Here is a 23,332-nt window from a genome sequence, read left to right as displayed (position 1 = left end):
AGGGAGAAACCCCGATGTTCCAATCACTCGCCCTGTTCCGCACGTCCGCCGCCATGGCGCAGTACGCCGGCGACGCACAGGCCCAGATCGCGCGCAACATCGCGAATGCCGACACGCCCGGGTATCACGCCGAGAAACTGACCGATTTTGCGGCGACCCTGCACCGGACCGGACCGATCCAGATGAAGGCGACCCGCCCCGGACACCTGATCGCCTCGCCCACCGTCGATGCCGTCCGTCACGTCGACAGCGGCGGAGAGGCCGCGCCCAATGGCAACACCGTCTCTCTCGAAGACGAGCTGATGCAGTCGGTCGCAGCCGGCGGCATGCACAAGGAAGCGCTGGCGATCTACCGCCACACCATGACCGTCCTGCGCAGCAGCCTTGGCCGATAGGAGTTTGCCATGACCGTTTTCACCGATGCCATGACCGTCGCCACCAGCGGGATGAAGGCGCAGGCCACCCGGCTGCGCCATGTGTCAGAGAATATCGCCAACACCGAAACACCCGGTTACCGGCGCAAGACCGTCTCTTTTGACGAGGTTCTGCGCGGCACCTCCGGCGCGGTCGCAGTCGGGCCGATGCGGCTGGATCAATCGCCACTGACCAGCATCTACGATCCGTCGAACCCGCTCGCCGATGCCACCGGCCGCTATGACGGATCGAACGTCAACATGCTGCTGGAAATCGCCGACGCCCGTGAAGCGAACCGCAGCTACGAGGCGAACCTCAAGATGTTCGACCAGATCCGCCAGATGAAACAGGGCCTGCTCGACCTGTTGCGCAACTAACACCCGAAGGACACCAGAATGGATATCCGCAACGTGCTTGTCGCACAGAACTACGCCAGCAGCCTGGCCGCAACCCGGGCGCAGCCGTCGGCCGGCGCCGCGGTGGCGGGGGCGGCACAGGATTTCCTGTCGACCCTGCAACAGGGCGAACAGGCCGCCATGGCCACGATGACCAAGGGCGGCGATCCGCACACCCTGGTGCAGGCCCTGGCCCAGACCGAACTGGCCGTCCAGACCGCCGTCACCGTGCGTGACAAGGTGGTCGAGGCCTATCAGGAAATCCTGCGGATGCCGGTCTGACGCGTGGAAGAGACGGTTTTCTACGACACCCTGCGTCAAGCGCTGTGGATCGCGTTCCAGATCTCGATCCCGATCCTGACGGTTGCCTTGGTGGTCGGTCTGGCCATCGGCCTGTTCCAGGCCCTGACCTCGATCCAAGAAATGACCCTGACTTTCGTGCCGAAACTGGCGGCGATCGTCGGCGTCTTCTGGATCTCGATGGCCTTCATGACCGAAACCTTGGTGGGCTTCTTTCAGGCCACCCTCATTCCCCTGATTGCCGGAGGCTGATCCATGGACAACGCCATCTATGCCACCCTGACCCGGCAATCCGGCCTGATGAACGAATTGCAGATGGTGGCGAACAACATCGCCAACGCCAATACGGCGGGTTTCAAGGCCGAGGGCATGATGTTCTCGGAATTCGTGGCCGACCTTGGCCCGGACGACGATTCGCTGTCGATGGCCGCCGGCCGTATCAAGCTGACCGACCAGACGCAGGGGGTGCTGGCCCAGACGGGTGGCGCATTCGACGTGGCAATCGAAGGCGACGGATATTTCCTGATCGACACGCCGCAGGGGCAGCGCCTGACCCGCGCCGGCAACTTCACGCCCAACGCCGCGGGCGAGTTGGTGACGATGGATGGCAACCGCGTCCTCGACGCCGGCGGCGCGCCGGTTTTCGTGCCGACGGGTGCAGGCGCGGTGGGGATCGCCGCGGACGGCACGATCAGCGCGGGCGGAACCGCCGTGGGCCAGATCGGCGTCGTCGTGCCGAACGATCCGCTGGATCTGCGCCGCCAGGGCGGCACCCTGTTCGAGGCGGCAACGGGCTTTGGCCCCGCCCCGCGGCCGCAGGTGCTGCAGGGCTTCGTCGAAGGCAGCAACGTCAATCCCATCGCGCAGGTCAGCCGCATGATCGAGGTGCAGCGCGCCTATGAAATGGGCCAGAGCTTTCTCGAAACCGAAGACAACCGCATCCGCGGTGTCATCCAGGCGATCAGCCGCTAATTCAACTCAAGGACTGTCCCCATGCGTGCTCTTCAGATTGCCGCCGCAGGCATGACCGCTCAACAGACGCGGGTCGAGGTGATCTCGAACAACCTCGCGAACATGTCGACCACGGGCTACAACGCCCGCCGCGCCGATTTCGCCGACCTGCACTATCAGCAGGTCGCCCGCCCCGGCACGATCAGCTCGTCCAGCGGGACGATCCTGCCGACCGGCATCCAGCTGGGCCTTGGCGTCAGGGCCAGTTCCGTCAGCATGATCATGGCGCAGGGGTCTCTGGCCGCGACGGGCGGCGATCTGGATGTCGCGATCGAAGGTCAGGGGTATATCGAAGTGACGCTGCCGGACGGGACGTCTGGCTATACCCGTGACGGCGCATTGCACATGACCGGCGACGGGCAGGTGGTGACCGCGGACGGTTACCCTGTCGTGCCGGACATCACGATACCGGGCGATACGCGGTCGATCGCGATCAACGCGCAGGGCGAGGTCTATGCGAATTTTCTGGGCAACGTGCAACCGGCCCTGCTGGGCCAGATCACCCTCGCGAATTTCACCAATCCCAAGGGGCTGGAGGCGATCGGGTCCAACCTCTTTCTCGAATCGGGTGCCTCTGGCCCGCCCGCCGTCGGTGTCGCCGGCGAAGACGGGCTGGGCACGTTGCGACAGGGTTATCTCGAAGACAGCTCTGTCGATCCGGTGAGGGAGGTTTCCAACCTGATCGAGGCACAGCGTGGCTACGAGCTGAATTCCAAGGTCATCACCGCAAGTGATCAGATGCTGGGGTCCATGGTGCAGATCCGATGATCCGCCTGACCGTGCTTGCAGCGATGATCGCCTGTCCCGCAGCCGCCGATACGATCGTGGCCGCCCGCACGATCCCGGCGCAGACCCTGATCGGACCGGATGACCTTTTGGTGCAGCCCACCGACGTGCCCGGCGGTACCGACGACCCCTTGCTGCTGATCGGGATGGAGGCGCTGACAGCGCTTTACGCCGGGCGCCCGGTGATGCCGGCCGATGTGGGATTTCCGGCCATTGTCGACCGCAACCAGATCATCCCGATCATCTACGATGTCGGCGGCCTGACCATCACGACCGAAGGACGCGCCCTGGGGCGCGGCGGCGTCGGCGAAATCATCCGCGTCATGAACCTGACGTCCAAAGCAACCGTGACCGCGCAGATCCGCGCGGATGGAGCAGCCCATGTCTCGCACTGATATCCGCCAACTCTGGGCTCTGGGGGCCTTCATGCTCAGCGTGGCCTGTTCCAGCGCGCCCGTCGGCAAGCCGCCAGAGCTGACGCCGCTCGGCGCGACACCGGACCGCCTGGCCATGGTGAATTACGCGCTGCCGCAAAACCTTGAAACCGCACCGCACGTCCCCGGCGCGCAAGCATCGCTCTGGACCGGCGACCGCGGCTCGCTGCTGGGCGACCGCCGCGCGATGCAGCAGGGCGACATCCTGACGGTGGTGATCGAAATCAACGACAAGGCCGAAATCTCGAACTCCTCCGACCGATCCCGCTCCGCCTCGCAGACGATGGGCGTGCCGAGCCTCTTCGGGCTGCCGCAAAAGATCGACCAGGCCTTGCCGGACGGTGCATCCCTTGGCAGTGCCGTCGGCGTGAACTCGAATTCGACCGCACAGGGCGACGGATCGGTCAAGCGCAACGAAAAGCTGACGCTGCGTGTCGCCGCCACCATCACCGACGTGCTGCCGAACGGCGTTCTGGCCATTGAGGGGCAACAGGAGGTTCGGGTGAATTTCGAATTGCGCGAATTGACCGTGTCGGGGTTCGTGCGCCCGGCGGATATCACCCGCCAGAACGAGATCACGTATGACAAGATCGCGTCGGCCCGGATTTCCTACGGGGGACGTGGCCAGATCACCGACATGCAGCAACCCCGCTACGGCCAGCAGGTCCTTGAAGCGGCCCTGCCGTTCTGACCTGAAAGAGGTGCGCCATGAAGAAACTGCTTTTGCCAATCTTGCTGATGCTTGTCGGCACCGGATCCGGAGTCGGCGCAGCGCTGATGCTGAAATCGGATCCCCCGCCAGAGGCGGGGCATGATCTGGCCGCGGGCGCGCCCTGTGGCGATCCGGCGGCAGACCCTGTCGCCACCGAAGGCCACGCTCCGGCGACGGATGCAATTGCGCCCATCGCCGCCGTTGCAGGCAGCGAGTTCGCGCCCCTCGCCAACCAGTTCGTCGTACCCGTGATGGAGCAGGATCATCTGGTCGCCATGATGGCGATCATGCTCAGCGTCGAAGTCCCGTTGGGCGGATCGGCCAAGGTCTATGCCGTGGAACCGCGGCTGCGCGACAGGCTGTTGCAGGACATGTTCCAGCATTCCAACATCGGCGGATTTTCCGGCAATTACACCGCGACCGACAAGATGCGGATCCTGCGGCAGGACCTGTTGCGTACCACCCGCGACATCATGGGGGACGCCGCGCTGGACATCCTGATCCTCGACATCAAACGGCAGGACGTCTGACGCTCAGCCGTCACGCTCCTGCCGCGCGGCCTTGCGGTGCAGATCCTTCGCCTTGGTGCGCAGGGTCAGCTGCCGCAGCGCCTCGGTCCGGCCATGCGCCTTGCGGACCCGGTCCATCTGATGGCCCTTCAGCGCGATGACCTGTAAAAGCTCTGCATTCAACCGCGTCTGGCGGGTCGCGATCCACTGATGCCAGCGCACATCCGCACCCGCCGCCAGCGCCGCATCGTCCGCGCTGCGCGCACTGTGGGCCACGGCGGACCGGTCGTGCAACAAGGTATCCAGCTGGTGACGCAGATCCGCCTCGCGCCGGGTGATCCGGGCCAGCTTGGCCTGCTCGGCCAGAAACACCGCGTCCGTGACGTCGTTCAACTGGGACAGCTTGCCTGTGGTCATGGGCGCCGCGCCGCCTTGGCGCGCATGGCCTGGGCAAAGCGGATGGCCGCCGCAACCGCCTGATAGTGGTCCGGCGCGATCTCCTGCCCGATCTCGACCGTGGCATGCAGGACGCGCGCCGTCGGCGGATCGGAATGGATCGGCACGCCGCTTTCGGTGGCAATCTCTCTGATCCGGGCGGCGACGTCGTCGACACCCTTGGCCACGCAGACCGGCGCGGACCCCGCGGTCCCGCCCCAGGACAGCGCAACGGCGAAATGGGTCGGGTTCACGATGACCACGCTGGCCTGCGGCACATCGGCCAGCATCTGGTTCATCGCCAGATCGATGGCCCGCTGCCGGCGCTGCTGCTTCATGGCGGGATCGCCGTCGGACTCCTTCATTTCGTCTATCATTTCCTTGCGCGACATCCGGTGCTTGCGCGCGTGTTCGGCGCGCTGCCACAGCAGATCGACGATGCCCAATGTCAGGGCAATGGCGACGACGATCAGCATGAGGGTCATCATCATCTGGCCCAGCACGACCGTCACCATGCCAGGCGACAGCGACATCGCCGACATCATGCGGTCGCGGGCAGACCACAGATAGATCCCCGTCACGGTGCCATAGATCATCAGCTTGACCAGACTTTTCCCGAATTCGAAAAGACCCTGCCGCCCGAGCTTGTTCTTGGCCCCCGCAATCGGGGAAATGCGCGACACTTTCGGCGCGATCCGCGAGGGCGCGATGACGAACGCCTGTTGCGCCGCGATCGCCAGCAGCGCAAACGCCGCCGGCAGCGCGAACCACGGCAGCATCTTCACCGCCACCGCCCAGAACAACCCGCCAAGGACCGGCTGTGCCGACCCGCTTAAGGCGAGGACCGAAAGATCGTCGACCTGGTCCAGCAGAACCTCCAGCACCGTTCCCGCGCCGATCAACGACCCGGAGCCCACGCTGGCCACCGCGACCAGAAAACCGCCGTAGGCCGCTGCCGTGGTCAGGTCCGTGGATTTGGGAAATTCACCCTTTTTACGCGCATCATCCAGCTTTTTCTGGGAAGGCTCGAATTGCTTGTCGTCGTCTTCATCGCTCATGGGATGGCGCCGCCCGGGTCCATGATCACGGCGCTGAAGGCGCGCATCCAGATGTCGAGCATCAACGGGGCGCACATCATCAGCAGCACAAGGCCGGCCGCCGTGATGGCCGGGGCGCCCACGAAGCTGACCATCAGCTGCGGCATGGCGCGGTTGATGACCCCGATCGTCACGTTATAGATCAGCGAGGCGATGACGAAAGGCGCCGCAAGGGTGAACCCCAAGGCGAAGATATGGCTGACGGCGCGCAGGCCAAGATCGGCCACCACATCGGCCCCGATCAAAAGGCCGACCGGCACAAGATCGTAGGTCTGGATCATGTAGCCGGCAAAGGCGGTATGCAGGCCCAACACCGCGGCCAGCGCCAGCGCAGCCGTCGTCAGGACATGCCCGATCGCCGCCTGCGGCTCTGCCCCGGCGCTGCCTCCGAAAATCTGCGACAGCGACGTCGATTGCGCCGCGATCGCACCGGCGATCTGCAGCGCAAAGATGAAGAACCGCAGCAACAGCCCGAAAAAGAGGCCCGCCAGCACCTCTGGCAGCACCAGCGGCAGCGCCCCCATCAGGTCGCGGGGAACCGGCCCGATCTGTGCATCGACAGCCGGCACCACCACAACGGTAAAGGCCAGTGCGATCCCCAGCCGTATCCTGGCGGGTACGACCTGCTCTCCGAACGCGGGAAGCAGGGAGACCATGGCGCCGACACGGACAAAGACGACAAAGCCAGACCAGAGCAGGAGTTGCGAGACATCAAGCACTTGGGCGAGAGTCTGGATCATGCGCCGACCAGTCCGACAAGGGCCGGGCGCGCCTCGATTCCGATTTCCTCGAACGACAGGACCGGGTTCATGATGCCCTTGGCCGCCATGACGGTCCGCAGAAACCGCCTGCGCCGGATCGTGGTCACCACGGCGGCATAGGTGCCCTGCGCTGCCGCCTGATTAAGCTTGGCCGCGATCCCGTCGGCCAGCTTGTTGAAAGTGTCCGGCGGCAGGGCCACGTCCCCCCCCGCGCTGCCCCGTTCCGCCCTGATTTCGTAGGTCGTAAAGGCGTCTTCCCATTCGGGGGCAAGTTGCACCAACGGAATGGTGCCGTCCGACCGGCGCACGTCCGCCACCAGCTGAAAGCCAAGGCGCTGGCGGACGTGTTCGGTGATGCCGTCGACGGTCTGCTGCACCTGCCGCGCCTCAGCAATGGACTCGAGAATCAGGGGCAGGTTGCGGATCGACACACGCTCTTCCAGCAGCAGGCGCAACACGCTGAGCAGGACGTCCATCGGCACCTTGTCCGGCATCAATTCGTCCAGAAGGCGGCGGTTCGCCTCGGCGCGGGACTTGTCTGTCAGGTCCGTCATTTCATCCAGACGTCGCCGCAGGGCCTTGTGCGTCAACAGCCTTGGAAAATTGCGTTTGACGATTTCCAGAAGATGCGTCGCCAGCACCTCGGCCGGTTGCACCGTGGTCAGACCAGAGAGGGAGGCGTCTTCCTGCCGGTCGCGGTCGATCCAGCGCGCCGGTGCGCCGTAAACGGGTTCCGCGACATCCTCGCCGGTCAGATCCGTGCTCTCGCCATCGGGCAGCAGGGCAAGGATCCGGTCCGCCTGCAGATGATCGCGCACCTGTTCGACCCCTTGCACATGCACGACATAGGTCCCGGCCGGCAGCGCCGCACTGTCGGTCAGTCGGATTTCCGGCAGCAAAACCCCGAATGTCGTCGCCACATGATTGCGCATGTTCGCGATCCGCGCATCAAGGCCCGTTCCGGGGTCCAGCACCATGTCAACCAAGTCGGGGGCGAATTCGACATGGATGTCATCAAGGTCCAGCATGTCACCCAGCGACCGCTCTGCCTTGGCCACCCTGTCCGGCAAGGCGGGTCGCGCTGCCGCCGCAGCCCGCTTGCGCGCGGATGTCATGGTCAGGAAAGCGCTGCCGCCCAACACGAAAGCGCCGAGCATGAACGGCACGAAGGGCATCCCGGGCACGAGCGCAAACAGCGCCATGAGCACGCCGACCGTCGCCAGTGCCGCGGGATGGCGCCCCAACTGATCGACCAGCGCCAGATCGGTGGCCCCGATCGCGCCGCCCCGGGCCAGCAGCAACGCCGATGCGATCGAAATCACGACAGCCGGAATCTGGCTGACCAGCCCGTCACCGACCGTCAGAATGGCATATGTTTCAAAGGCCTGCCCAAATGGCATACCCTTCATCGCGACGCCGACAATCAGTCCCATCACCAGATTCAGCCCGGTGATCAGCAGACCCGCGACCGCGTCGCCCTTGACGAATTTCGACGCCCCGTCGAGCGAGCCGAAGAATGTCGTCTCGGCCTGCTCACGCTCTCGCCGCAGCTTGGCCTCGGCGTGATCGATGGCGCCGGCGGACATGTCGGCATCAATGGCCAGTTGTTTGCCCGGCATCGCATCAAGGGCAAAGCGGGCGTCGACCTCTGCCATGCGGGTGGCACCCTTGTTGATCACCACGAAATTCACGATCAGCAGCACGCAGAAGACCACGACACCCAGCAGGACATTGCCCCCCATGACGAACATGGCAAAGCCTTCGATGACATCGCCGGCCGCATTTGTGCCGGTGTGACCTTGCCCGATGATCAACTTCGTCGAGGATATGTTCAGCGACAGCCGCAGCATCAGCGAGGCCAGCAGAACCGTCGGAAAGGCAGAGAAATCCAGCGGCCGCTCGATGAAGAGCGTCACCGTGAACATCAGGATCGCCAGGGCAAAGGACGCCGCGAGGCCAAGGTCGAGGACCCACGACGGCATCGGCAGAATCATCATCACGATGATCGCCATCAATGCGAGCGCCAGCAGGATCGTCGGCTGAAACACGTTTGCCATTGTCAAGCGGGGCATCGGTCATGCCTTCCTGAACCGCACAACGTCCGCGACGGAGGATTTGCCATCCGTCGCAGAGGACACGCATACGGTAACGTTGGGAGCCCATAGTGGTCTGCCGGCATTCTGCCCTGCATCGGTATTCTGCCCGCTCAATTGGGATGTCGCTGCGGTCCGTGCTAGACCTCAATCGTTACCAAACCGTGCAGATGCGTGTCAGGATGGCGGTGCATATCGCGACATGAGCGTATCGAGCGTCGCCCGTGTCCTGTTTGCGTCGTCGATCAGCGCCCGCCCGCTGGCCAGCGGGGCCTGCGCATCGGGCGCCGGATTGACCTGATCCTGCGCCAAGGCAGCGGCCTCTTGCAGCAACGTGTCATCGGAAACGGCGAGTGAGGCCCAGTCGCCGCTGCGCCAGGCGGCATCGGCGCCACCGGGTCCTCCCGCCATATCACGCTGCCCCGCCAGGATTGCTGCGGCGCGCGGCGTGGTGACGCCAGACAGGCTCGCTGCAGCCAGCTCTGGCCTGTCAAGATCCATGGCGGCGCTGGCGCGCAGATAACGCCGCTCTGCCATGATGCTGCCGCTGGCTGGCGCCGCGAGGACAGCCAGCACCCGGTCGGGGAAACCAAGGTCCAGCAACCGGGAGGCCACCTTGTTCTGCACCGCCGGAGAGACCGCAGCGCCGGTGGGACGAAAGGCAAGGTCGAGGAACAGCATGTCATCGCCCTGTGCTGCGACAGCCGCGACGGCCACGTCACGCAAGGCCAGGGCGGCAGGCGGATCAAGAGCGGCCTCGGCCTGTGGCAACAGACCCAGCGCGCCCGCCAGATTGCCCTGATGGACAAGGGCTGCCGTCCGGACGCGCAGGATATCCGCTACGACCGGCTGATTGCGATACTCGAACTGCATCGTTTCCAGCAACGACAGCGTTTCGGGTTCCACGACTTCGTCCTGCGCGATCTGCAGGTCGATCAATTGCACCAGCGCATCGGGCGTGATGCGGGGATCCTCTGCAGCCATGGCCTCCAGCACGCCAGTGGCCTGTGCAACATCACCACGGTCAAGCGCAAGATCGGCTGCAACCTGCGACGCCGATTGGGGCGCAACGGCCATCCGCTGCGCCGGGGCAAGCACGGTTTCAGCCAGTTCCGTCAGGCCCGTCCGCCGCAAAAGATCCGCGAGACGCGGTCCAAGCTGTGATTGCAGGATCTCGGGCAATAGCTTGAATTGCTGCACGATCTCGTCAGCTCCGGCAGGCTTCAGGCTGCTTGTCTCAGTGGATGCGAGTGCCGCCCACAGACCCACCGGACCCGGACACCCGATCTGGGCCGCCAAATCCGGTGTGGTCTGGGGTACGTCGTCAATCACTTTCGCCACGGCGCGGATGGCCACCCGCTCTCTGTCATTCACGCCGTCTATATCAAGCACCTGCATGGCTTCCTGGCCAAAACCGAAAGCCAGGTATCCGCGCGCCAATGCGGTCACGGCCTGCGCGTCCGGGCGATCGCGCTCGTCCGTCACTTTCGTCCGCAGCGGCCCGATGACATCGCCAAAGGTCTGGGGTTTGTCATCCATGACCGGAAACGCAAAATAGCTGGCCGGCCAGCACAGCGTGCCGTCGCCGGTCTTGCCACGGGCCGTGTCAAGAAGGGTCTGCAACGTGTCCAGACTGGTATGGGCAAGCAGGCCCGGTGTCACCTTCGACCCCGGTGCCACGGCACCGTGTGCTTCTACCATAGGGTCCGACGTGGTCCCTGCGACCGGATGCGGCGGCTCCGCCAGAGCCGGAGCGGGCGCGACTGTGTCTTCGGTCGTTGCGGCGGCGGCCTGGGCTGCGTCGGGCGCAAGGGTCAGCAGACCCTGAGACGCCGCTCTTGCGAGCGTGTCGACAACCTCTTTTTCCAATCCACCGATATCCTGCGAATTCATGGAAGGGCGCGCTGACAGGCCCGCAGATACGGTTTTGACGGGCCGCAGACCCGGTCCGGCGACGGGAACCGGTACTGTCCCGGGGGCCAGCGGCAACAGCATGCGACCCGGTGGAGCCGTGCCGGCAGATGCCCTCAGGGCCATGGCGGCGCCGCGCAATGGTGAAACCGCGGTCTGCTCGAAAGGGCTTGCAGGATCAGGCAGGCCATCGCGGATGTCGATCACCAGAAAGCGATCGCGAAAGCGGAAGGCCGTCGCAGCACACCGGCACGGAACGATCAGCGACAACGCGCCGTCATCGGCACCGATGGCAGCCAGCCGATTTCTCCCGATCTTGCGGTAGACTTGCGACAGGTCGAAGGTTTTCCGATCTGCGAACCTTAGGGTATAGCCTTGCGCCGTCCGTTGCATCGTCCAGTCGGATCCAGCACCAAGCGGGAACGTCAAGCGCGTGAAACCGGGGTGATCGCCCGACAATATGGTCGCGGTTTGCGCCGTGGCGCAACCCGCACTCAACAGCATCAGGATGATCGCAAGACGGATCATGCGGCCTCCTGCTTCACGCTTTTCAACGCTTCCTCCAGCTCACCGAAACCCGGCCGCATATGCGACGGCGCGTTCTGGCGCCCGACCTCGATGCAGATATTCGGGGCGTGGCGGTGCAAATTCGCCACAAGGATTTCACGGATCATCCGGTGGAAATGACCATCCTCCTGCACCACCGCGCTGACCCGTGTGGAAAATGGCCCCACGAGCCCATAGGCAAGGAAAACACCCAGAAAGGTGCCGACCAGGGCCCCACCGATCATCTTGCCCAGAATCTCGGGCGGCTGGTCGATAGAGGCCATGGTCTTGATCACGCCAAGCACGGCCGCGACGATCCCCAGCGCCGGCAGGCCGTCAGCGATCGACTGCAGCGCATGGGTCGAATGCAGGCTGTGTTCCAGCGTGGCTTCGATACGCTTCTCCAGAACCTCCTCTACCTGATGCGGGTCGTCGTAGTTCATCGACGCGGATCGCAGGGTGTCGCAGATCAGCGCGATCGATTCCTTGTCTTTCGATATGCGAGGATACTTTCCGAAAATCGAGGAGGTGTCCGGCGATTCAATGTGTTCCTCAAGGGCAACCGGGTTGCTGCGCGCCACGCGGATCAGTTCGAACAGCAGGCACATGACGTCGGTGTAATCCTGCGGTTTCCATTTCGGACCCTTGAAGACCTTTCCCACGTCCATGAGCGTATGCTTGATCGTCGACATGTCGTTACTGATCACGAAGGCGCCGAGTGCCGCGCCACCGATCATGATCATCTCGAACGGCAATGACTTGAGGATGATGCCCATCTTGCCGCCGGCCAGAACGTAGCCCCCGAACACCATGACAAAAACGATACCGACGCCGATCAGGCCAACCATGCCGTCATTCCTTTTAGAGAAGTAAGGGGGCGATCTTGTCACCCCTGCATCCGGTATGGCGCAAAGGGATTAAGGAAGACTGTCCATCATTCCGTCGGCACACCGGCATTTCGGCCTGCGAGCACCACACTGATCGAATAGGCTGTCTCCGGGCTGACCTGCGCCATGATCTGGGCCGAGACCTGGGGACTCATCAGGCCCAGAAATCCCGCCGCAAAGTCCGGTGTCATCTGCGAGAAGAGGGCTGCGGCCTCCTTCGGCTTCATGTTCTCGTAGACCGCTACCAGCTTCTGGATATCCGTCTCGGCGGCGACATCGGCCAGCGCCATCGTCGATTTCAGCGAATCCTCGGCCGCCGTCATCGCGGCCAGACGTTCCGACGCCGCGCGCTCGGCCAGCTGCAGGGCCTGCATCCGCTCTTCCATCTGCCGCTCGCGTTCGGCGATTCGGGCCTCCCGCTTCTTGAAGGCGTCCAGAAGCATGGGGTTGTCGGCCCCCGGCACGTCAGCGCCTGGCGCTGCCGCCGCGACTTCGGCCGGTGGCGGATCCATGGCATGATCCGGCTGCCCTGCGGCCCAGGCCTGCCCCGCGGTTGTCGCGCGGATGACACCGGAGAGGACCAGAAGGCCACCGATCACATGCAGCGTGCCCTTGCCACGGCGCGCCCGACGGGTCATTGCCGCTTCTCCTGCTCACGGTTCTGACGCACGAAGAACGGATTCGGTGGCGCCGGTGCGGGCGCCTCGGCCGGCAGATCGTGCAACGATGCAACCAGTAGCTCCAGCTGGCGCGCCGCCTTTTCGGCGCGGTCGCTCACCTCGCTCAACGTGGCCACTGACCCCCTGGCCGTGACCTGCGCGGCTTGGACGGATTTCGACAGGTCGTCGACCTGCGCACTCAGCATCGCGACAGCTCCTCCAACACCTTTTTCAAGGTCGGTAAAATTGCGCAGCCGCCGCGACAGCACGTGACAGTACAGTCCTGCACCCAGCGCACCCGCCACCAGCAGAATATCGGCAATGAAGCTCATCATCTGACCTTTCTAGTTCAGTACGAATTCCATGATCAGCAGATCCCGGACATTGTCCGCGCCCGCCACGACCTGCACCCGACGCAGCATTTGTGCGCGCAGACGCATCAGGGCCGCAGGGTCGGCCAGTTCCACCGCATCCACCGCGCGCAAATAGCCGTTCAGCACATCGACGATCCGCGGCACCACCGCCGTGACCTCGGCCTGCGCTGCAGGCGCCACTTCGACCTGTGCCGTGAAACGCAGATATTTCTGGGGGCCCTGCAGCGAGATCACCATCGGTTCCAGCGGCACGAAAGCAACCGGCACGGCCGTTGCATCCGCTGCGTGGTCGCTCGCTGCGCCGGCGTGTTCCGACTCGGCCGCGTCCCCATGATCGCCGCTGCCGCCGATCATGCCGGAGGTGATGGCAAAGAATCCGGCACCCCCACCGGCAAGAGCAAGAACGAGCCCCAGAAACAGGGGCATTTTCGACTTCTTCGGCAGTACCTCTTCGTCAGCGACGGCAGTCATGGCGCATCCGTTCATAAATTCGCGTTGCAGCCTGCATAAACCGACAAGCCCTAACCGATTGTTAAGTCTGTTCCCCCAAAAACGGTCTGACCGGGCAGAAGCCCGCCTGATCGGAGAATCCTTGTGCAAGGCCTGCTATCTGTCTGGACTTCGCTGAACGCGCGCCGCCAGATCGTCGTGATCGGCGCGACCGTCGCCATGTTTCTGGCGGTGCTGCTCGTGGCCCGCAGCGCATCCCAGCGCGATCTGACACTGCTGTTCGGCGGCCTCGACCCCGCCGCCGCAGGAGAGGTGATCACCGCCCTCGATCAGCGCGGCGCCATCTACGAGGTGCGCGGCGGGGCCATCTATGTCGAATCGAATCAGCGGGATCTGCTGCGCATGTCGCTGGCCGGCGAAGGACTGCCCGCGATCGGCGCCCAGGGCTACGAACTTCTGGACGGGCTCTCCGGCTTTGGCACGACCAGCCAGATGTTCGACGCCACCTACTGGCGCGCGCGCGAAGGGGAACTGGCGCGCACGATCCTTGTCAGTCCTGCGGTGCGTGCCGCCCGTGTCCATATCTCGACCCCGGCGGGCCGTCCGTTCCAGCGCGGCAGCGTGCCGACCGCCGCCGTCACGGTGACCACTGCCGCTGGCGCGCTGACGGCGCAGCAGGTGAAGGCGTTTCAATATCTGGTCGCCGCCGCGGTCAGTGGGCTGAAACCTTCGGATGTGGCGATCATCGATGATTCCGGCGGCTTGCTGTCGGATGGCGGCGGGCCGCCGACCGCGGCTGCGGGCGATGAACGGGCGGACGTGCTGCGCGACCGGGCAGAGCGTCTGCTCGCCGCCCGCGTCGGCCCCGGCAACGCCGTGGTCGAAATTTCGATCGACACCGTGACCGACAGCGAACAGATCATGCAGCGGACCTTCGATCCGGACGGGCGCGTGCCGATCAGCACCGATGTGACGGAAAACACCTCCTCCGCGCAGGACAGTCGCAAGAACAACGTCTCCGTGGCCTCCAACGTCCCCGATGGCGCCGCAGCCGGCGGTGATGGCGGGACCAGTACGGACCAAAGCAACGAGACGCGCTCGCTGACAAACTACGAGGTGTCCCAGACGGAGCGGCAGATCACCAAGGCGCCGGGATCGGTCAAGCGCCTGACCGTCGCCGTGCTGGTGAACGACGCTGTCACCGTGGCGCCCGACGGCACCACCACCGCCACACCGCGCACGCCAGAAGAGCTGACCGCCCTCACAGAACTCGTCTCCTCTGCCGTCGGTCTGGATCCGGACCGGGGCGATGTGATCACCCTGCGGGCGATGACCTTCGGGCCACAACCGGACCTCGGGACCGCGGCAATCGCGCCTGGCCTCCTGTCGGCGCCGCTGAACCTGATGCGGATCATCCAGATCGCCGTCGCCGCCGTCGTGGCCCTGATCCTTGGTCTTTTCGTCGTCCGTCCCATCCTGACCAGCCCCGCGACAGCCATGGCACTGCCCCCACCGGATGATTTCGACTTTGGCGGCTTCGGCGGCCACCTGGCGCTGGCTGGCGGCGGTGGCTTTCCGATGGTCGGCAGCGACAATACCGACGACAGCGGCAGTTTCGGCGGCACTGCGCAAGCCGATGCCGTCGCCCGTCTGCGCCAGATAATCGCAGAGCGCGAGGTCGAGACGGTCCAGATCCTGCAGGACTGGATGGAATCCCCGGAAAAGGAAAACACCTGACATGGCCGTGATGTTCGCTCTCGAAGACTTCGCCAATCCCACTGCGGCCAAGGAACCGCAGATCAATCCCGATTGGCAGGACGGCTACGACGCGGGCCATGCAGCGGCCCTTGCGGACTGCGCCCGCACCCAGTCTCAACTGTCACAAGAGACGATCCAGGCGCTGAGCGACATCACCTTCGGCTTTGCAGAAGCGCGGCTGCACCTTCTTGCGGGCCTCGCGCCGTTGTTTCGCAACCTCGTGAACCGGATCCTCCCCGCGGCACTGGCGGACGGGTTTCCCGCCCACGTCGTCTCGCGCCTGCTGGCCGCCGCAAAGACCGACATTTCCCAGCCCTTTCGCGTGACGCTCCACCCCACGCAGGTCGCGGCCATCAGCAACGTGCTGCCGGACCAACTCGCCACGCTGCTGACGCTCGAGGCGAACAGCGCCCTGTCGCCGCACACCGCGATGATCGACGGTCCCACGGCCGAGACGGCGCTCGATCACGACGCCCTGCTGGCGGACCTGTCAAACAGCCTCTCCGCCCTCTTCGACCACATCACAGAAAGCAGATCCCATGGATGACATGACCACCACGCCGCGCGGCACACGGCTTTTGCAACAGATCCCGATCGAGGTCATGGTGTCGGTCGGCAAGGCCCGCCCCCTGGTTCAGGACCTGCTCAATCTCAGCCAAAGCGCCGTCCTCACGCTGGACCGGCGCATTGACGACCCGGTTGAGATCTACGTCGGCGACAAGCTGATCGCCCGTGGCGAATTGCAGGAACTGGAAGGCGCCGACGCAGGGCAACTGGCCGTGCGCCTGACCGAGGTCATCAGCGACGCCCGTGATCTTGCGTAACATGGCAAGATTGCTGGCGACTGTGGCGCTCTGCGCCGTCGCCGCGCTTTTGCTGGCCACACCGGCCGCGGCGCAGCAGGTCACACTCGATCTGGGCGGAGACGGCGCACTTGCCACCCGGTCGATCCAGTTGATCGCACTGATCACGGTGCTAAGCCTCGCACCCGGCATCGCGATCACCGTGACCTGTTTTCCGTTCATCGTGACGGTCCTTGCGATCCTGCGGCAGGCCATCGGCCTGCAGCAATCGCCGCCCAACATGCTGATGGTCAGCCTCGCGCTGTTTCTGACCTATTTCGTGATGGAGCCTGTGTTTACGGCCGCCTACACGGACGGAATCGCCCCCCTGATGGAAGGGTCGGTCCAGATCGAGGAAGGCTTCAACCTGACGATCGCGCCGTTCCGCACCTTCATGATCGCACGCGTCGACCCTGACACTCTTTCCGATCTCGCCAGCCTGCGCCCGGGTCTTGATCCGCAAGTCACGGCCGAAGATGCGCCGCTGTCCGTGATCGTGCCGTCTTTCCTGCTGTCGGAAATCGCACGCGCCTTTCAGGTCGGGTTCCTGATTTTCCTGCCCTTCCTGATCATCGATCTGATCGTCGCAGCTGTGCTGATGTCGATGGGCATGATGATGGTGCCGCCAGCCATCGTGTCGCTCCCGTTCAAGCTGGCCTTCTTCGTCGTCGCGGACGGATGGTCCCTTGTCGCCGCCAGCCTGGTGCGCGGATACACCGGCGGCTGACGCTACGATTGTTCGGAATGAGACAAGTTCTGAACGGCCCACCACAGGTGGCGAATAGCGCCCGCCGCGGTATCTTTACTGAACAGGCAACAAACGGGACACAGCCTGCCACCGGCAAAGCAGCGGCGCCTCTTCCCGCGATATTCAGCCCCGACAGACGACACCCGACCGCACGTCTAAGGCACCCAACAGATCTCTCTCTTCAGCCCCGCGATCCGCAAGGCCCGGTGCTGCAAAGATCCTGGCATGGTGTCCGACGACACACCCTTCATTTGGCGTCGAAGGCGCCGCCGCGCCACCGGGCGGCGCGTCGCCCGGACACACCCGACCCAAGGTTGAGCAAGGCAGGTCGTGACGCCGGCGCTGGCCTCACGACACATAAAAAACGGCGGGCGGTGCCGCGCACCACCCGCCTTCTTTCGCGTGCCGTTTGCCATCGGTTACCGGACGATAAACTCGGCGTGCAGCGCGCCACTGGCCTTGATGCTTTTCAGGATGTCGATCATGTCACGCGGTGCGACGCCCAGCGCGTTCAGGCCCGCCACGACTTGGCTAAGGGACGTGCCATCCGGCACCTCTGCCAGCCCAATTCCCGGATTCTGCTGGATGCCGACATTTGTTCTTGGCACCACGACCGTTTCGCCTGGCGCGAAGGGATTGGGCTGCGACACCAGCGGCGCTTCCTGGATCCGCAGGGTCAGGTTGCCCTGACTGACGGCCACACGGCTGATCCGCACGTCGTCACCCATGACGATCGTGCCGGACGCCTGGTCGACGACGACTCTGGCCCTCCGTTCGGGTTCGACCATCAGATTTTCGATCCGCCCCAATGCATGGGCCGGGGACGGCATATGCGTGGCGGAAATATCAAGATAAACCGTGCCGGAATCCATCATCCGCGCCACCGGCCGCCCGAAATCCTTGTTGATCACGGCTTCGATACGGCCGGCCGTGGTGAAATCCGGCGTCCGCAACGCCAGCCGCAGCGATGTGAGCGATCCGAAGTCGAAGTCGACCTCGCGTTCAGCCGTCGCACCCGACGGAATTACTCCCGCCGTCGGCACACCCTGCGTGACGCTCGCCCCCTCACCCTTGACCGAGACGCCACCGGCGATGATCGTGCCCTGTGCCACCGCATAGATGTCACCGTCCGCCGCGTTGAGCGGCGTCATGATCAGCGTGCCGCCCAGCAGGCTGTTGGCGTCCCCGATGGCAGACACCGTCACGTCGACCGGGCTGCCGGCCCGCGAAAAGGGCGGCAGGCTGGCCGTGACCAAGACGGCTGCCACGTTCTTGGGCCTGAACTGCTCTCCGGTCACATTCACCCCGAGCCGTTCCAGGATATTGGTCATGATCTCTTCGGTGAAGGGCGAATTGCGCAGGCCGTCGCCGGTCCCGTTGAGGCCCACGACCAGACCGTAGCCCACCAGATCGTTGGTGCGCACTCCGTCGAATTCGACCAGATCCTTCAACCGGATCGGCGCAGCGGTCGCCATATGCGGCAGCAGCAGCGCGCCGATGGCCAAGGTCAGCACGCGTAATATCACAGGTAATTCGCCAGGCTCAGGCGCGACAGGCGCGCGGTTGCGGTGTAGTGCAGCTCCAGTTGTTGCTGGACGCTTTGCAACAAGGTGGCCGTGTCGAAGGGATCCGCCGTGACAAGCGCGTTGCGCGCGGTCGCAAAGGTTGTGCGCTGGGCCGTCCTGCGGGTCGCGCCTTCGTCCAGGCGCTGCTCTTCCTCGCCGATTCGCGCCGCGATGGCCGTCACGGCTTTGGCCGCGCCAAAGCCCCGCTCGGCGCCGGTGCGCATCAGGGCCGCGCGGGTCGGCTTGTCCAACGTGCCCGAGAGCGCGTCGCTGACCGCGGTCAACGCCGCCGCCTTCAGCATGTCGCGAAATCCCTGATCATCCGCGCGTCCCGTCAGTGTCAGCACATCCTGAGAGCCCACCCGCTGGGTCGGCGCGGGACCCGTATCGCCGGTGTAGCCCAGTGTCACAAAGCCGCCGGCGGGATCGTCGAACCAGGCGTCGATGGACGCGGTGATCGACGCTGCATCCGTAGCGCCTCCGATCGACGTCAGGATGTCGGCCAGCATGTCCGCCCCACTGGCCACGGCCGGTCGGTCCACCGCCGCGCCTGCAAAAAGGGACCGATCGCCCAAACGGGCATTCAGCAGGTCGGCAAAGGCATCGAACCCTGCCCGCCCCGCCGCTTCGGCCGCACGAATTTCCGTGTCGCTGGAGGAGGACGAGATGCCCAGCTGCTGTGTGGCAAGGTCGATCTGTTCCGTCGTCATCCGCGACAGCACGATTTGTTTCTGTGCCAATTGTTGCTGCAATTGCCCGGCCGTCAGATCGAACCCGTCGATCACGGCGATTTCGCGGTCCAAGACCGCCAGCTGGCCGATATTGCCCTGCAGATGCGACGACAGGTCCGCAATGCGTCCCGACGACAGCTCTTGCGTCAGGGTGTTCATCCGGGTCTTGATGGCACTGCCTTGACGCAGGCTTTGAAAATGTTGCGACAGGTCGCCGATCGACTGAAAGCTCATGGCCTAGATCTCCATCAAGCGTTGAATGAGAGACTGGATCGTGTCCAGCACCTTGGCGTTCGCGGCATAGGCCTGTTCAACCCGCAGCAGCGTCTGCAATTCCGCGTCGCTGTCCACACCGGTGGCCAGTTCAGCCGCTTTCAGGCTGTCGTGGCGGGCTGCGGCAAACCCCTGTGCCTGCTCGCCGTTCAACCGTGCGGTCGCGAACAGATCCGCCACGCGCGAGACCTGTCCAAGGGCCGAGCCTGACACGATGGCCGGGTCGATGGAACGCTGCGCCTGCAGCGCGTCGGAAAACCGGTTGAGTTGCGCTGACTGACCGATCGCACCCGCGGCAGTGGCCTGCACCCCGTCACGCAGCCGCGACAAGGCGCCGCCACGCCCCGGATCGACGGACGCATTGACACTGATTCGTTGTGACAGGCCGACGATGTCGGCAGGATCGTGGGCCGCTCCACGATCGGTCAGCAGGCCCGGATCGCCCGCCGCGAGCGTCGGATCGACCGCCGGATCGGCAAACCGCGTGATTAGATCGGCCGCGACCTGATCAAGTCCGGTCTGCGCCGTCACCAGTTGGTCGTCGCGCAGCGCAAGAGAGGCACCAAGCGATCCGCCCGCCAACCGACCCAAACCATTCGGTCCGGCGGAGAGTCCGTTGAGTGTCAGGCCCTGCAGCCCGCCACTCGCAAGGGTCATGTCGGCCGTGATCGTCGGCGTCGTGGCAAAGCCGATCTGCGCGGCTTTGCCGTCCAGCAATTGCGCGCCGCTGGTGGTCCAGAGCGCCACCTTGCCCTGCGGTTGCTGGACCTCCCGGATGGGGACGATCGTGCCGATCCGGTCGATGACCTGCTGGCGCTGGTCCATCAGCGCAGAGGGATCCTGCCCCAGCGTGCCCATTCTGGAAATGTCCGCGTTCAGCCGTTCGACCTGCTGCAACGAGGCATTCAGCGTCGCCACATCGCGCCCGACGTCTGCATCCGCCTGTTGGCGCAGGGACTGCACGGTGCGGGCCGCTTGTGACAGCGTCGTCGTCACTTCGTTCAGCCGCGTCAGGACCAGTCCCAGCCGCTGGTCGGATGCCGGATCCGCGGCAGCGGCATTCATCGCCGTTTCAAGCGCCACCAGACGCCCGCCCAGCCCGGACGGATCGTCCGGCGGGCTGAAGGCCGCCTCGACCTTGGTCAGCGTCGCAGCGGTCCGGTCCGCACTGGCCATCCCTGCATCCGCAAGCCTGCGTTCCGACATCAGGCCGCGATCCACGTGACGCTGGATCCCGTCCACCTTTACGCCCGCGCTGGACCCGCCGATGGTCTGCGCCGACAGTTCGACCGACCGGCGGCCGTAGCCGTCGGTCAGCGCGTTGGACAGGTTCGAGGAGACGACTTCCGCCATGCGGGCGTTGGCGGTCAGGCCGCTCAATGCGTTCGTCAGGGATTGCGAGATACTCATGGCTCAGGTCCTTTTGATCAGGCTCAACGCTTGATGTTGGTTGTTTCCTGCAACATCTCGTCCACGGTCTGGATCACCTTGGCGTTGGAGGAATAGGCCCGCTGGGTCTGGATCAGCGCGGTCAACTCGCCCGCCACATCGGTTGTCGATTCTTCCCTGGCAAAGGAGATGACATCACCGGTGGGTCCATCACCGGCATCCCACATGAAGAATGACCCCGATGCAGGCGTCACGCGATAGGATTGCTGGTCCAGTGCCTCCAGCCCGTTGATGTTGGGCACATCGATCAGCGGGATTTGATACAGGATCCGGTTGATCCCGGTGTCGAAGGAGGCCCGGCAAAAACCGTTCTGGTCGATCTCGATCGCGGTCAGAATGCCGATCTGCGTTCCGTTCTTGGAGATGTTGACCGGGGCGAAGCTGTCGCTCAGCTGGGTCATGCCCTGCGGACTGCCGTATGTGCCGATCGTCACATTGATCGGTCCACCGGCCACGGCGACGTCGAACGTGCCGGTCGCGGCGTTGTAGGGGCCACCGGACACATCCGTGACGTTCAGCAACGTTCCGCCACCGCCGCGCGAGTCGTCGAATGTCAGATCGTATTCCCCGACGATGGCGCCGCCGCTGGCGCTGTCGGTGATGGTCATGCGCCAGGCATTCGACGATCCGGTGGCTGGCACCGTCGGCGAGAATGTGACGGTCAGGTTGGCCGATTTGCCCAGATTGTCGAAATATTCGATCGACAGCGGCTCGTCACCGGCCGTCGACCCCGCCTCGGTGCTGGTTGCGGGCAGGTTCACCGCCAGCTTCATTTCGGTCGTCGGCTCACCTGCGAACTGGTTGGCGTTGATCCGGACCGGTTTCAAACCCACGGTCGAATCCCGCGGATAGGGCGGGATCGTGCCGTCGGGATTGGCCGGCCACCCCATCAGCACCAAGCCGGAAGAGCTGCGCAGATACCCCTTGTCATCGGGCCGGAACGATCCTGTCGTCTGCAACAGCATCGGCTTTTCGCCGTTGGCGATGTTCACCGCGGCCTCTGTCGTGACGGGGAACATGCCGCGCCCCCGGACGGCGATGTCGGTCGGATTGTCCGTCGCCACCAGCGATCCCCGCTGGTCGATCATCCGCTGGGTCGTGGCGCGCACGCCGCCCGCCGAATAGCGGCCCTTGGAATTGGCGATCACCAGCGAATGAAAATCCGTTTCCGCGCGTTTGTAGCCGAAGGTGGATGAGTTCGAGATGTTGTCCGAAATCGTGGCCAGACGCGTGGCATTCGCGGCCAGGCCGGCGACGCCAGCGTTGAGCGAGGAGGAAATGGTCATGCGGGTGACGCCTTTCTAGACGGAACGGATTGCGTTGTTACTCATTAGAGCGCTGCCCTTAACGCCAGCCTAACGGCGTCACGTGTCAGAGCGCAGGACGATGATTTCCAGCCGGTTGTTGCGCTCTGACGCCGCGTCGGTGACGGCCTGATCGCGGTCCGCCTTGCCAGTGACGCGCAACAGGCGTGACGCATCCAGACCGCCCTGTTCCAGCAGCATCCGCATCCGCGCGGCCCGCCCGGTCGACAGGTCCCAGGCCACCGTATCGTTCGCGCCGGTTGCGACATGGCCGGTCACGGCAACACCGTTCGTCACCACGGCCAGAACCCGCGCCAGCATGCCTGCAATCGCCACGGTGACCGGGTCCGGCACTTCGCTGTTCGCGCGGAACAGGGGCGCGCCGGGCAGGTCGAAGACCTCGACCACCAGCCCTTCGTCGGTCAGCCGCGTGATGACATGGCGCATCGCGTTTTCCGTCAGAAAGGATTCGCCCCCCATGCCCATCAGCGCGCTTTCAATGTCGCGCAGCGCCTGTGTCTCTGCCGCCCCGGCGCTCAGCCCTCCGGTCATGTCGGCGATGCCGCCGGTGCCTGTCTGGGCCTGCGTGTCCTTGGTCATCAACGAGTCGCCGTTCAGCGACCCGGCCCCGCCAGAGGTCTGCTCCATAAAGGGAATCGCGGGCGAGAAGTAGTCGGCCAGCCCCAGCTTCTGTTCCTCGGACGCGGAACTCAGCAGCCACATCAGCAGAAAGAACGCCATCATCGCGGTGACGAAGTCCGCATAAGCGACCTTCCACGCACCGCCGTGGTGGCCACCGCCCTTCACGACCTTCTTGCGTTTTATGATGATCGGTTGGTTGGGGTGGCCTGCCATGGGTCTGATCCTCGTGTTGACGTGACACGAGGG

At 64.6% G+C, this 23,332-nt stretch carries 27 protein-coding genes; 13 read left to right on the top strand and 14 right to left on the bottom strand.

The window, feature by feature from the left end:
• The first annotated feature begins 14 nt into the window (after positions 1-14).
• The 9 genes from GLR48_RS05880 to GLR48_RS05840 are packed head-to-tail and all read left to right on the top strand — an operon-like array spanning position 15 to position 4,582.
• Positions 15-395, top strand: a complete 381-nt coding sequence (locus tag GLR48_RS05880; RefSeq protein ID WP_237059593.1) for a FlgB family protein — start codon at positions 15-17, stop codon at positions 393-395.
• A 9-nt stretch (positions 396-404) separates the two neighbouring features.
• Positions 405-791, top strand: coding sequence for a flagellar basal body rod protein FlgC (flgC, locus tag GLR48_RS05875; RefSeq protein WP_237059591.1), 387 nt, complete (start codon positions 405-407; stop codon positions 789-791).
• Between the two features lie 18 nt (positions 792-809).
• Positions 810-1,091, top strand: coding sequence for a flagellar hook-basal body complex protein FliE (gene fliE, locus GLR48_RS05870; RefSeq protein WP_237059590.1), 282 nt, complete (start codon positions 810-812; stop codon positions 1,089-1,091).
• 3 nt (positions 1,092-1,094) lie between these two features.
• Positions 1,095-1,361: a flagellar biosynthetic protein FliQ gene (locus tag GLR48_RS05865; RefSeq protein WP_237059589.1), complete on the top strand. Its 267-nt coding sequence runs from the start codon at positions 1,095-1,097 to the stop codon at positions 1,359-1,361.
• A gap of 3 nt (positions 1,362-1,364) precedes the next feature.
• Positions 1,365-2,081 (top strand): flagellar hook-basal body complex protein, encoded by a 717-nt coding sequence (locus GLR48_RS05860; RefSeq protein ID WP_237059588.1) that lies wholly within the window; start codon positions 1,365-1,367, stop codon positions 2,079-2,081.
• A 21-nt stretch (positions 2,082-2,102) separates the two neighbouring features.
• Complete coding sequence (gene flgG / locus GLR48_RS05855; protein ID WP_237059587.1) at positions 2,103-2,888, top strand: flagellar basal-body rod protein FlgG; 786 nt, start codon at positions 2,103-2,105, stop codon at positions 2,886-2,888.
• A complete protein-coding gene (flgA, locus tag GLR48_RS05850; RefSeq protein WP_237059585.1) occupies positions 2,885-3,301 on the top strand; it encodes a flagellar basal body P-ring formation chaperone FlgA in 417 nt (138 codons plus the stop codon). Before flgG ends, flgA begins: the two co-directional genes overlap by 4 nt.
• A complete protein-coding gene (flgH, locus tag GLR48_RS05845; RefSeq protein WP_442915764.1) occupies positions 3,288-4,031 on the top strand; it encodes a flagellar basal body L-ring protein FlgH in 744 nt (247 codons plus the stop codon). Before flgA ends, flgH begins: the two co-directional genes overlap by 14 nt.
• A 17-nt stretch (positions 4,032-4,048) precedes the next feature.
• A complete protein-coding gene (locus GLR48_RS05840; RefSeq protein WP_237059584.1) occupies positions 4,049-4,582 on the top strand; it encodes a flagellar basal body-associated protein FliL in 534 nt (177 codons plus the stop codon).
• A 3-nt stretch (positions 4,583-4,585) separates the two neighbouring features.
• Here the strand turns inward: GLR48_RS05840 and GLR48_RS05835 are convergent, their stop codons facing one another.
• From GLR48_RS05835 to GLR48_RS05795, 9 genes are all read right to left on the bottom strand, one after another.
• The gene (locus GLR48_RS05835; protein ID WP_237059583.1) at positions 4,586-4,978 is read right to left on the bottom strand and encodes a hypothetical protein; all 393 of its coding nucleotides are present in this window, start codon (positions 4,976-4,978) and stop codon (positions 4,586-4,588) included.
• Positions 4,975-6,054, bottom strand: coding sequence for an EscU/YscU/HrcU family type III secretion system export apparatus switch protein (locus GLR48_RS05830; protein WP_237059581.1), 1,080 nt, complete (start codon positions 6,052-6,054; stop codon positions 4,975-4,977). Before GLR48_RS05830 ends, GLR48_RS05835 begins: the two co-directional genes overlap by 4 nt.
• Positions 6,051-6,833: a flagellar biosynthetic protein FliR gene (locus GLR48_RS05825; RefSeq protein WP_237059579.1), complete on the bottom strand. Its 783-nt coding sequence runs from the start codon at positions 6,831-6,833 to the stop codon at positions 6,051-6,053. The genes GLR48_RS05830 and GLR48_RS05825 overlap by 4 nt, the downstream gene beginning before the upstream one ends.
• Complete coding sequence (gene flhA / locus GLR48_RS05820) at positions 6,830-8,926, bottom strand: flagellar biosynthesis protein FlhA (RefSeq protein ID WP_237059577.1); 2,097 nt, start codon at positions 8,924-8,926, stop codon at positions 6,830-6,832. Before flhA ends, GLR48_RS05825 begins: the two co-directional genes overlap by 4 nt.
• Positions 8,927-9,124: 198 nt before the next feature.
• Positions 9,125-11,386 (bottom strand): hypothetical protein, encoded by a 2,262-nt coding sequence (locus GLR48_RS05815; RefSeq protein WP_237059575.1) that lies wholly within the window; start codon positions 11,384-11,386, stop codon positions 9,125-9,127.
• Positions 11,383-12,252: a flagellar motor stator protein MotA gene (motA, locus tag GLR48_RS05810; RefSeq protein ID WP_237059573.1), complete on the bottom strand. Its 870-nt coding sequence runs from the start codon at positions 12,250-12,252 to the stop codon at positions 11,383-11,385. The genes GLR48_RS05815 and motA overlap by 4 nt, the downstream gene beginning before the upstream one ends.
• A gap of 86 nt (positions 12,253-12,338) precedes the next feature.
• Positions 12,339-12,929, bottom strand: a complete 591-nt coding sequence (locus GLR48_RS05805) for a MotE family protein (RefSeq protein WP_237059571.1) — start codon at positions 12,927-12,929, stop codon at positions 12,339-12,341.
• Positions 12,926-13,282, bottom strand: a complete 357-nt coding sequence (locus GLR48_RS05800) for a hypothetical protein (RefSeq protein ID WP_237059569.1) — start codon at positions 13,280-13,282, stop codon at positions 12,926-12,928. The genes GLR48_RS05805 and GLR48_RS05800 overlap by 4 nt, the downstream gene beginning before the upstream one ends.
• A 12-nt stretch (positions 13,283-13,294) precedes the next feature.
• Positions 13,295-13,795 (bottom strand): flagellar basal body-associated FliL family protein, encoded by a 501-nt coding sequence (locus tag GLR48_RS05795; protein WP_237059567.1) that lies wholly within the window; start codon positions 13,793-13,795, stop codon positions 13,295-13,297.
• A 123-nt stretch (positions 13,796-13,918) separates the two neighbouring features.
• Here GLR48_RS05795 and fliF point away from each other — a divergent pair, with 123 nt between their 5' ends.
• Genes fliF through fliP form a run of 4 tightly spaced genes read left to right on the top strand, consistent with a single transcriptional unit; the run spans position 13,919 to position 17,101 of the window.
• Positions 13,919-15,511: a flagellar basal-body MS-ring/collar protein FliF gene (fliF, locus tag GLR48_RS05790; protein WP_237059565.1), complete on the top strand. Its 1,593-nt coding sequence runs from the start codon at positions 13,919-13,921 to the stop codon at positions 15,509-15,511.
• Position 15,512: 1 nt separating this feature from the next.
• Positions 15,513-16,079 (top strand): hypothetical protein, encoded by a 567-nt coding sequence (locus tag GLR48_RS05785; RefSeq protein ID WP_237059563.1) that lies wholly within the window; start codon positions 15,513-15,515, stop codon positions 16,077-16,079.
• Positions 16,072-16,356 (top strand): FliM/FliN family flagellar motor switch protein, encoded by a 285-nt coding sequence (locus GLR48_RS05780; RefSeq protein ID WP_237059556.1) that lies wholly within the window; start codon positions 16,072-16,074, stop codon positions 16,354-16,356. Before GLR48_RS05785 ends, GLR48_RS05780 begins: the two co-directional genes overlap by 8 nt.
• 1 nt (position 16,357) lies before the next feature.
• Positions 16,358-17,101: a flagellar type III secretion system pore protein FliP gene (gene fliP, locus GLR48_RS05775; RefSeq protein ID WP_237059552.1), complete on the top strand. Its 744-nt coding sequence runs from the start codon at positions 16,358-16,360 to the stop codon at positions 17,099-17,101.
• Positions 17,102-17,541: 440 nt separating this feature from the next.
• Here the strand turns inward: fliP and GLR48_RS05770 are convergent, their stop codons facing one another.
• The 5 genes from GLR48_RS05770 to GLR48_RS05750 form a co-directional block, all read right to left on the bottom strand.
• A complete protein-coding gene (locus tag GLR48_RS05770; protein WP_272911502.1) occupies positions 17,542-18,597 on the bottom strand; it encodes a flagellar basal body P-ring protein FlgI in 1,056 nt (351 codons plus the stop codon).
• A gap of 47 nt (positions 18,598-18,644) precedes the next feature.
• On the bottom strand, positions 18,645-19,652 hold the full coding sequence (locus tag GLR48_RS05765) for a flagellin (protein WP_237059545.1): 1,008 nt from the start codon (positions 19,650-19,652) through the stop codon (positions 18,645-18,647).
• Between the two features lie 3 nt (positions 19,653-19,655).
• Positions 19,656-21,101 (bottom strand): flagellar hook-associated protein FlgK, encoded by a 1,446-nt coding sequence (gene flgK / locus GLR48_RS05760; RefSeq protein ID WP_237059543.1) that lies wholly within the window; start codon positions 21,099-21,101, stop codon positions 19,656-19,658.
• Positions 21,102-21,124: 23 nt separating this feature from the next.
• A complete protein-coding gene (locus tag GLR48_RS05755) occupies positions 21,125-22,426 on the bottom strand; it encodes a flagellar hook protein FlgE (protein ID WP_237059542.1) in 1,302 nt (433 codons plus the stop codon).
• Positions 22,427-22,504: 78 nt separating this feature from the next.
• Entirely contained in the window at positions 22,505-23,299 is a 795-nt protein-coding gene (locus tag GLR48_RS05750; RefSeq protein WP_237059541.1) for a flagellar motor protein MotB, read from the bottom strand.
• Positions 23,300-23,332 lie beyond the last annotated feature (33 nt).

It is taken from the genome of Loktanella sp. M215 (assembly GCF_021735925.1).
In the GTDB taxonomy this organism is placed as follows: domain Bacteria; phylum Pseudomonadota; class Alphaproteobacteria; order Rhodobacterales; family Rhodobacteraceae; genus Loktanella.
Note: the sequence above shows the minus strand (reverse complement) of the source record. Positions and strands in the feature narration are given on the sequence as shown.

What these genes read in the sequence shown, in the direction of transcription:
- fliP (WP_237059552.1), top strand. Translation starts at nt 16,358, where the DNA reads ATGGCAAGATTGCTGGCGACTGTGGCGCTCTGCGCCGTCGCCGCGCTT.
- fliE (WP_237059590.1), top strand. Translation starts at nt 810, where the DNA reads ATGGATATCCGCAACGTGCTTGTCGCACAGAACTACGCCAGCAGCCTG.
- GLR48_RS05780 (WP_237059556.1), top strand. Translation starts at nt 16,072, where the DNA reads ATGGATGACATGACCACCACGCCGCGCGGCACACGGCTTTTGCAACAG.
- GLR48_RS05795 (WP_237059567.1), bottom strand. Translation starts at nt 13,795, where the DNA reads ATGACTGCCGTCGCTGACGAAGAGGTACTGCCGAAGAAGTCGAAAATG.
- GLR48_RS05825 (WP_237059579.1), bottom strand. Translation starts at nt 6,833, where the DNA reads ATGATCCAGACTCTCGCCCAAGTGCTTGATGTCTCGCAACTCCTGCTC.
- GLR48_RS05750 (WP_237059541.1), bottom strand. Translation starts at nt 23,299, where the DNA reads ATGGCAGGCCACCCCAACCAACCGATCATCATAAAACGCAAGAAGGTC.
- flhA (WP_237059577.1), bottom strand. Translation starts at nt 8,926, where the DNA reads ATGCCCCGCTTGACAATGGCAAACGTGTTTCAGCCGACGATCCTGCTG.
- GLR48_RS05880 (WP_237059593.1), top strand. Translation starts at nt 15, where the DNA reads ATGTTCCAATCACTCGCCCTGTTCCGCACGTCCGCCGCCATGGCGCAG.
- GLR48_RS05835 (WP_237059583.1), bottom strand. Translation starts at nt 4,978, where the DNA reads ATGACCACAGGCAAGCTGTCCCAGTTGAACGACGTCACGGACGCGGTG.
- GLR48_RS05765 (WP_237059545.1), bottom strand. Translation starts at nt 19,652, where the DNA reads ATGAGCTTTCAGTCGATCGGCGACCTGTCGCAACATTTTCAAAGCCTG.
- flgG (WP_237059587.1), top strand. Translation starts at nt 2,103, where the DNA reads ATGCGTGCTCTTCAGATTGCCGCCGCAGGCATGACCGCTCAACAGACG.
- GLR48_RS05860 (WP_237059588.1), top strand. Translation starts at nt 1,365, where the DNA reads ATGGACAACGCCATCTATGCCACCCTGACCCGGCAATCCGGCCTGATG.
- flgK (WP_237059543.1), bottom strand. Translation starts at nt 21,101, where the DNA reads ATGAGTATCTCGCAATCCCTGACGAACGCATTGAGCGGCCTGACCGCC.
- GLR48_RS05815 (WP_237059575.1), bottom strand. Translation starts at nt 11,386, where the DNA reads ATGATCCGTCTTGCGATCATCCTGATGCTGTTGAGTGCGGGTTGCGCC.
- flgC (WP_237059591.1), top strand. Translation starts at nt 405, where the DNA reads ATGACCGTTTTCACCGATGCCATGACCGTCGCCACCAGCGGGATGAAG.
- flgA (WP_237059585.1), top strand. Translation starts at nt 2,885, where the DNA reads ATGATCCGCCTGACCGTGCTTGCAGCGATGATCGCCTGTCCCGCAGCC.
- GLR48_RS05755 (WP_237059542.1), bottom strand. Translation starts at nt 22,426, where the DNA reads ATGACCATTTCCTCCTCGCTCAACGCTGGCGTCGCCGGCCTGGCCGCG.
- GLR48_RS05785 (WP_237059563.1), top strand. Translation starts at nt 15,513, where the DNA reads ATGGCCGTGATGTTCGCTCTCGAAGACTTCGCCAATCCCACTGCGGCC.
- GLR48_RS05805 (WP_237059571.1), bottom strand. Translation starts at nt 12,929, where the DNA reads ATGACCCGTCGGGCGCGCCGTGGCAAGGGCACGCTGCATGTGATCGGT.
- GLR48_RS05830 (WP_237059581.1), bottom strand. Translation starts at nt 6,054, where the DNA reads ATGAGCGATGAAGACGACGACAAGCAATTCGAGCCTTCCCAGAAAAAG.
- GLR48_RS05800 (WP_237059569.1), bottom strand. Translation starts at nt 13,282, where the DNA reads ATGAGCTTCATTGCCGATATTCTGCTGGTGGCGGGTGCGCTGGGTGCA.
- GLR48_RS05770 (WP_272911502.1), bottom strand. Translation starts at nt 18,597, where the DNA reads ATGGCGACCGCTGCGCCGATCCGGTTGAAGGATCTGGTCGAATTCGAC.
- motA (WP_237059573.1), bottom strand. Translation starts at nt 12,252, where the DNA reads ATGGTTGGCCTGATCGGCGTCGGTATCGTTTTTGTCATGGTGTTCGGG.
- GLR48_RS05840 (WP_237059584.1), top strand. Translation starts at nt 4,049, where the DNA reads ATGAAGAAACTGCTTTTGCCAATCTTGCTGATGCTTGTCGGCACCGGA.
- flgH (WP_442915764.1), top strand. Translation starts at nt 3,288, where the DNA reads ATGTCTCGCACTGATATCCGCCAACTCTGGGCTCTGGGGGCCTTCATG.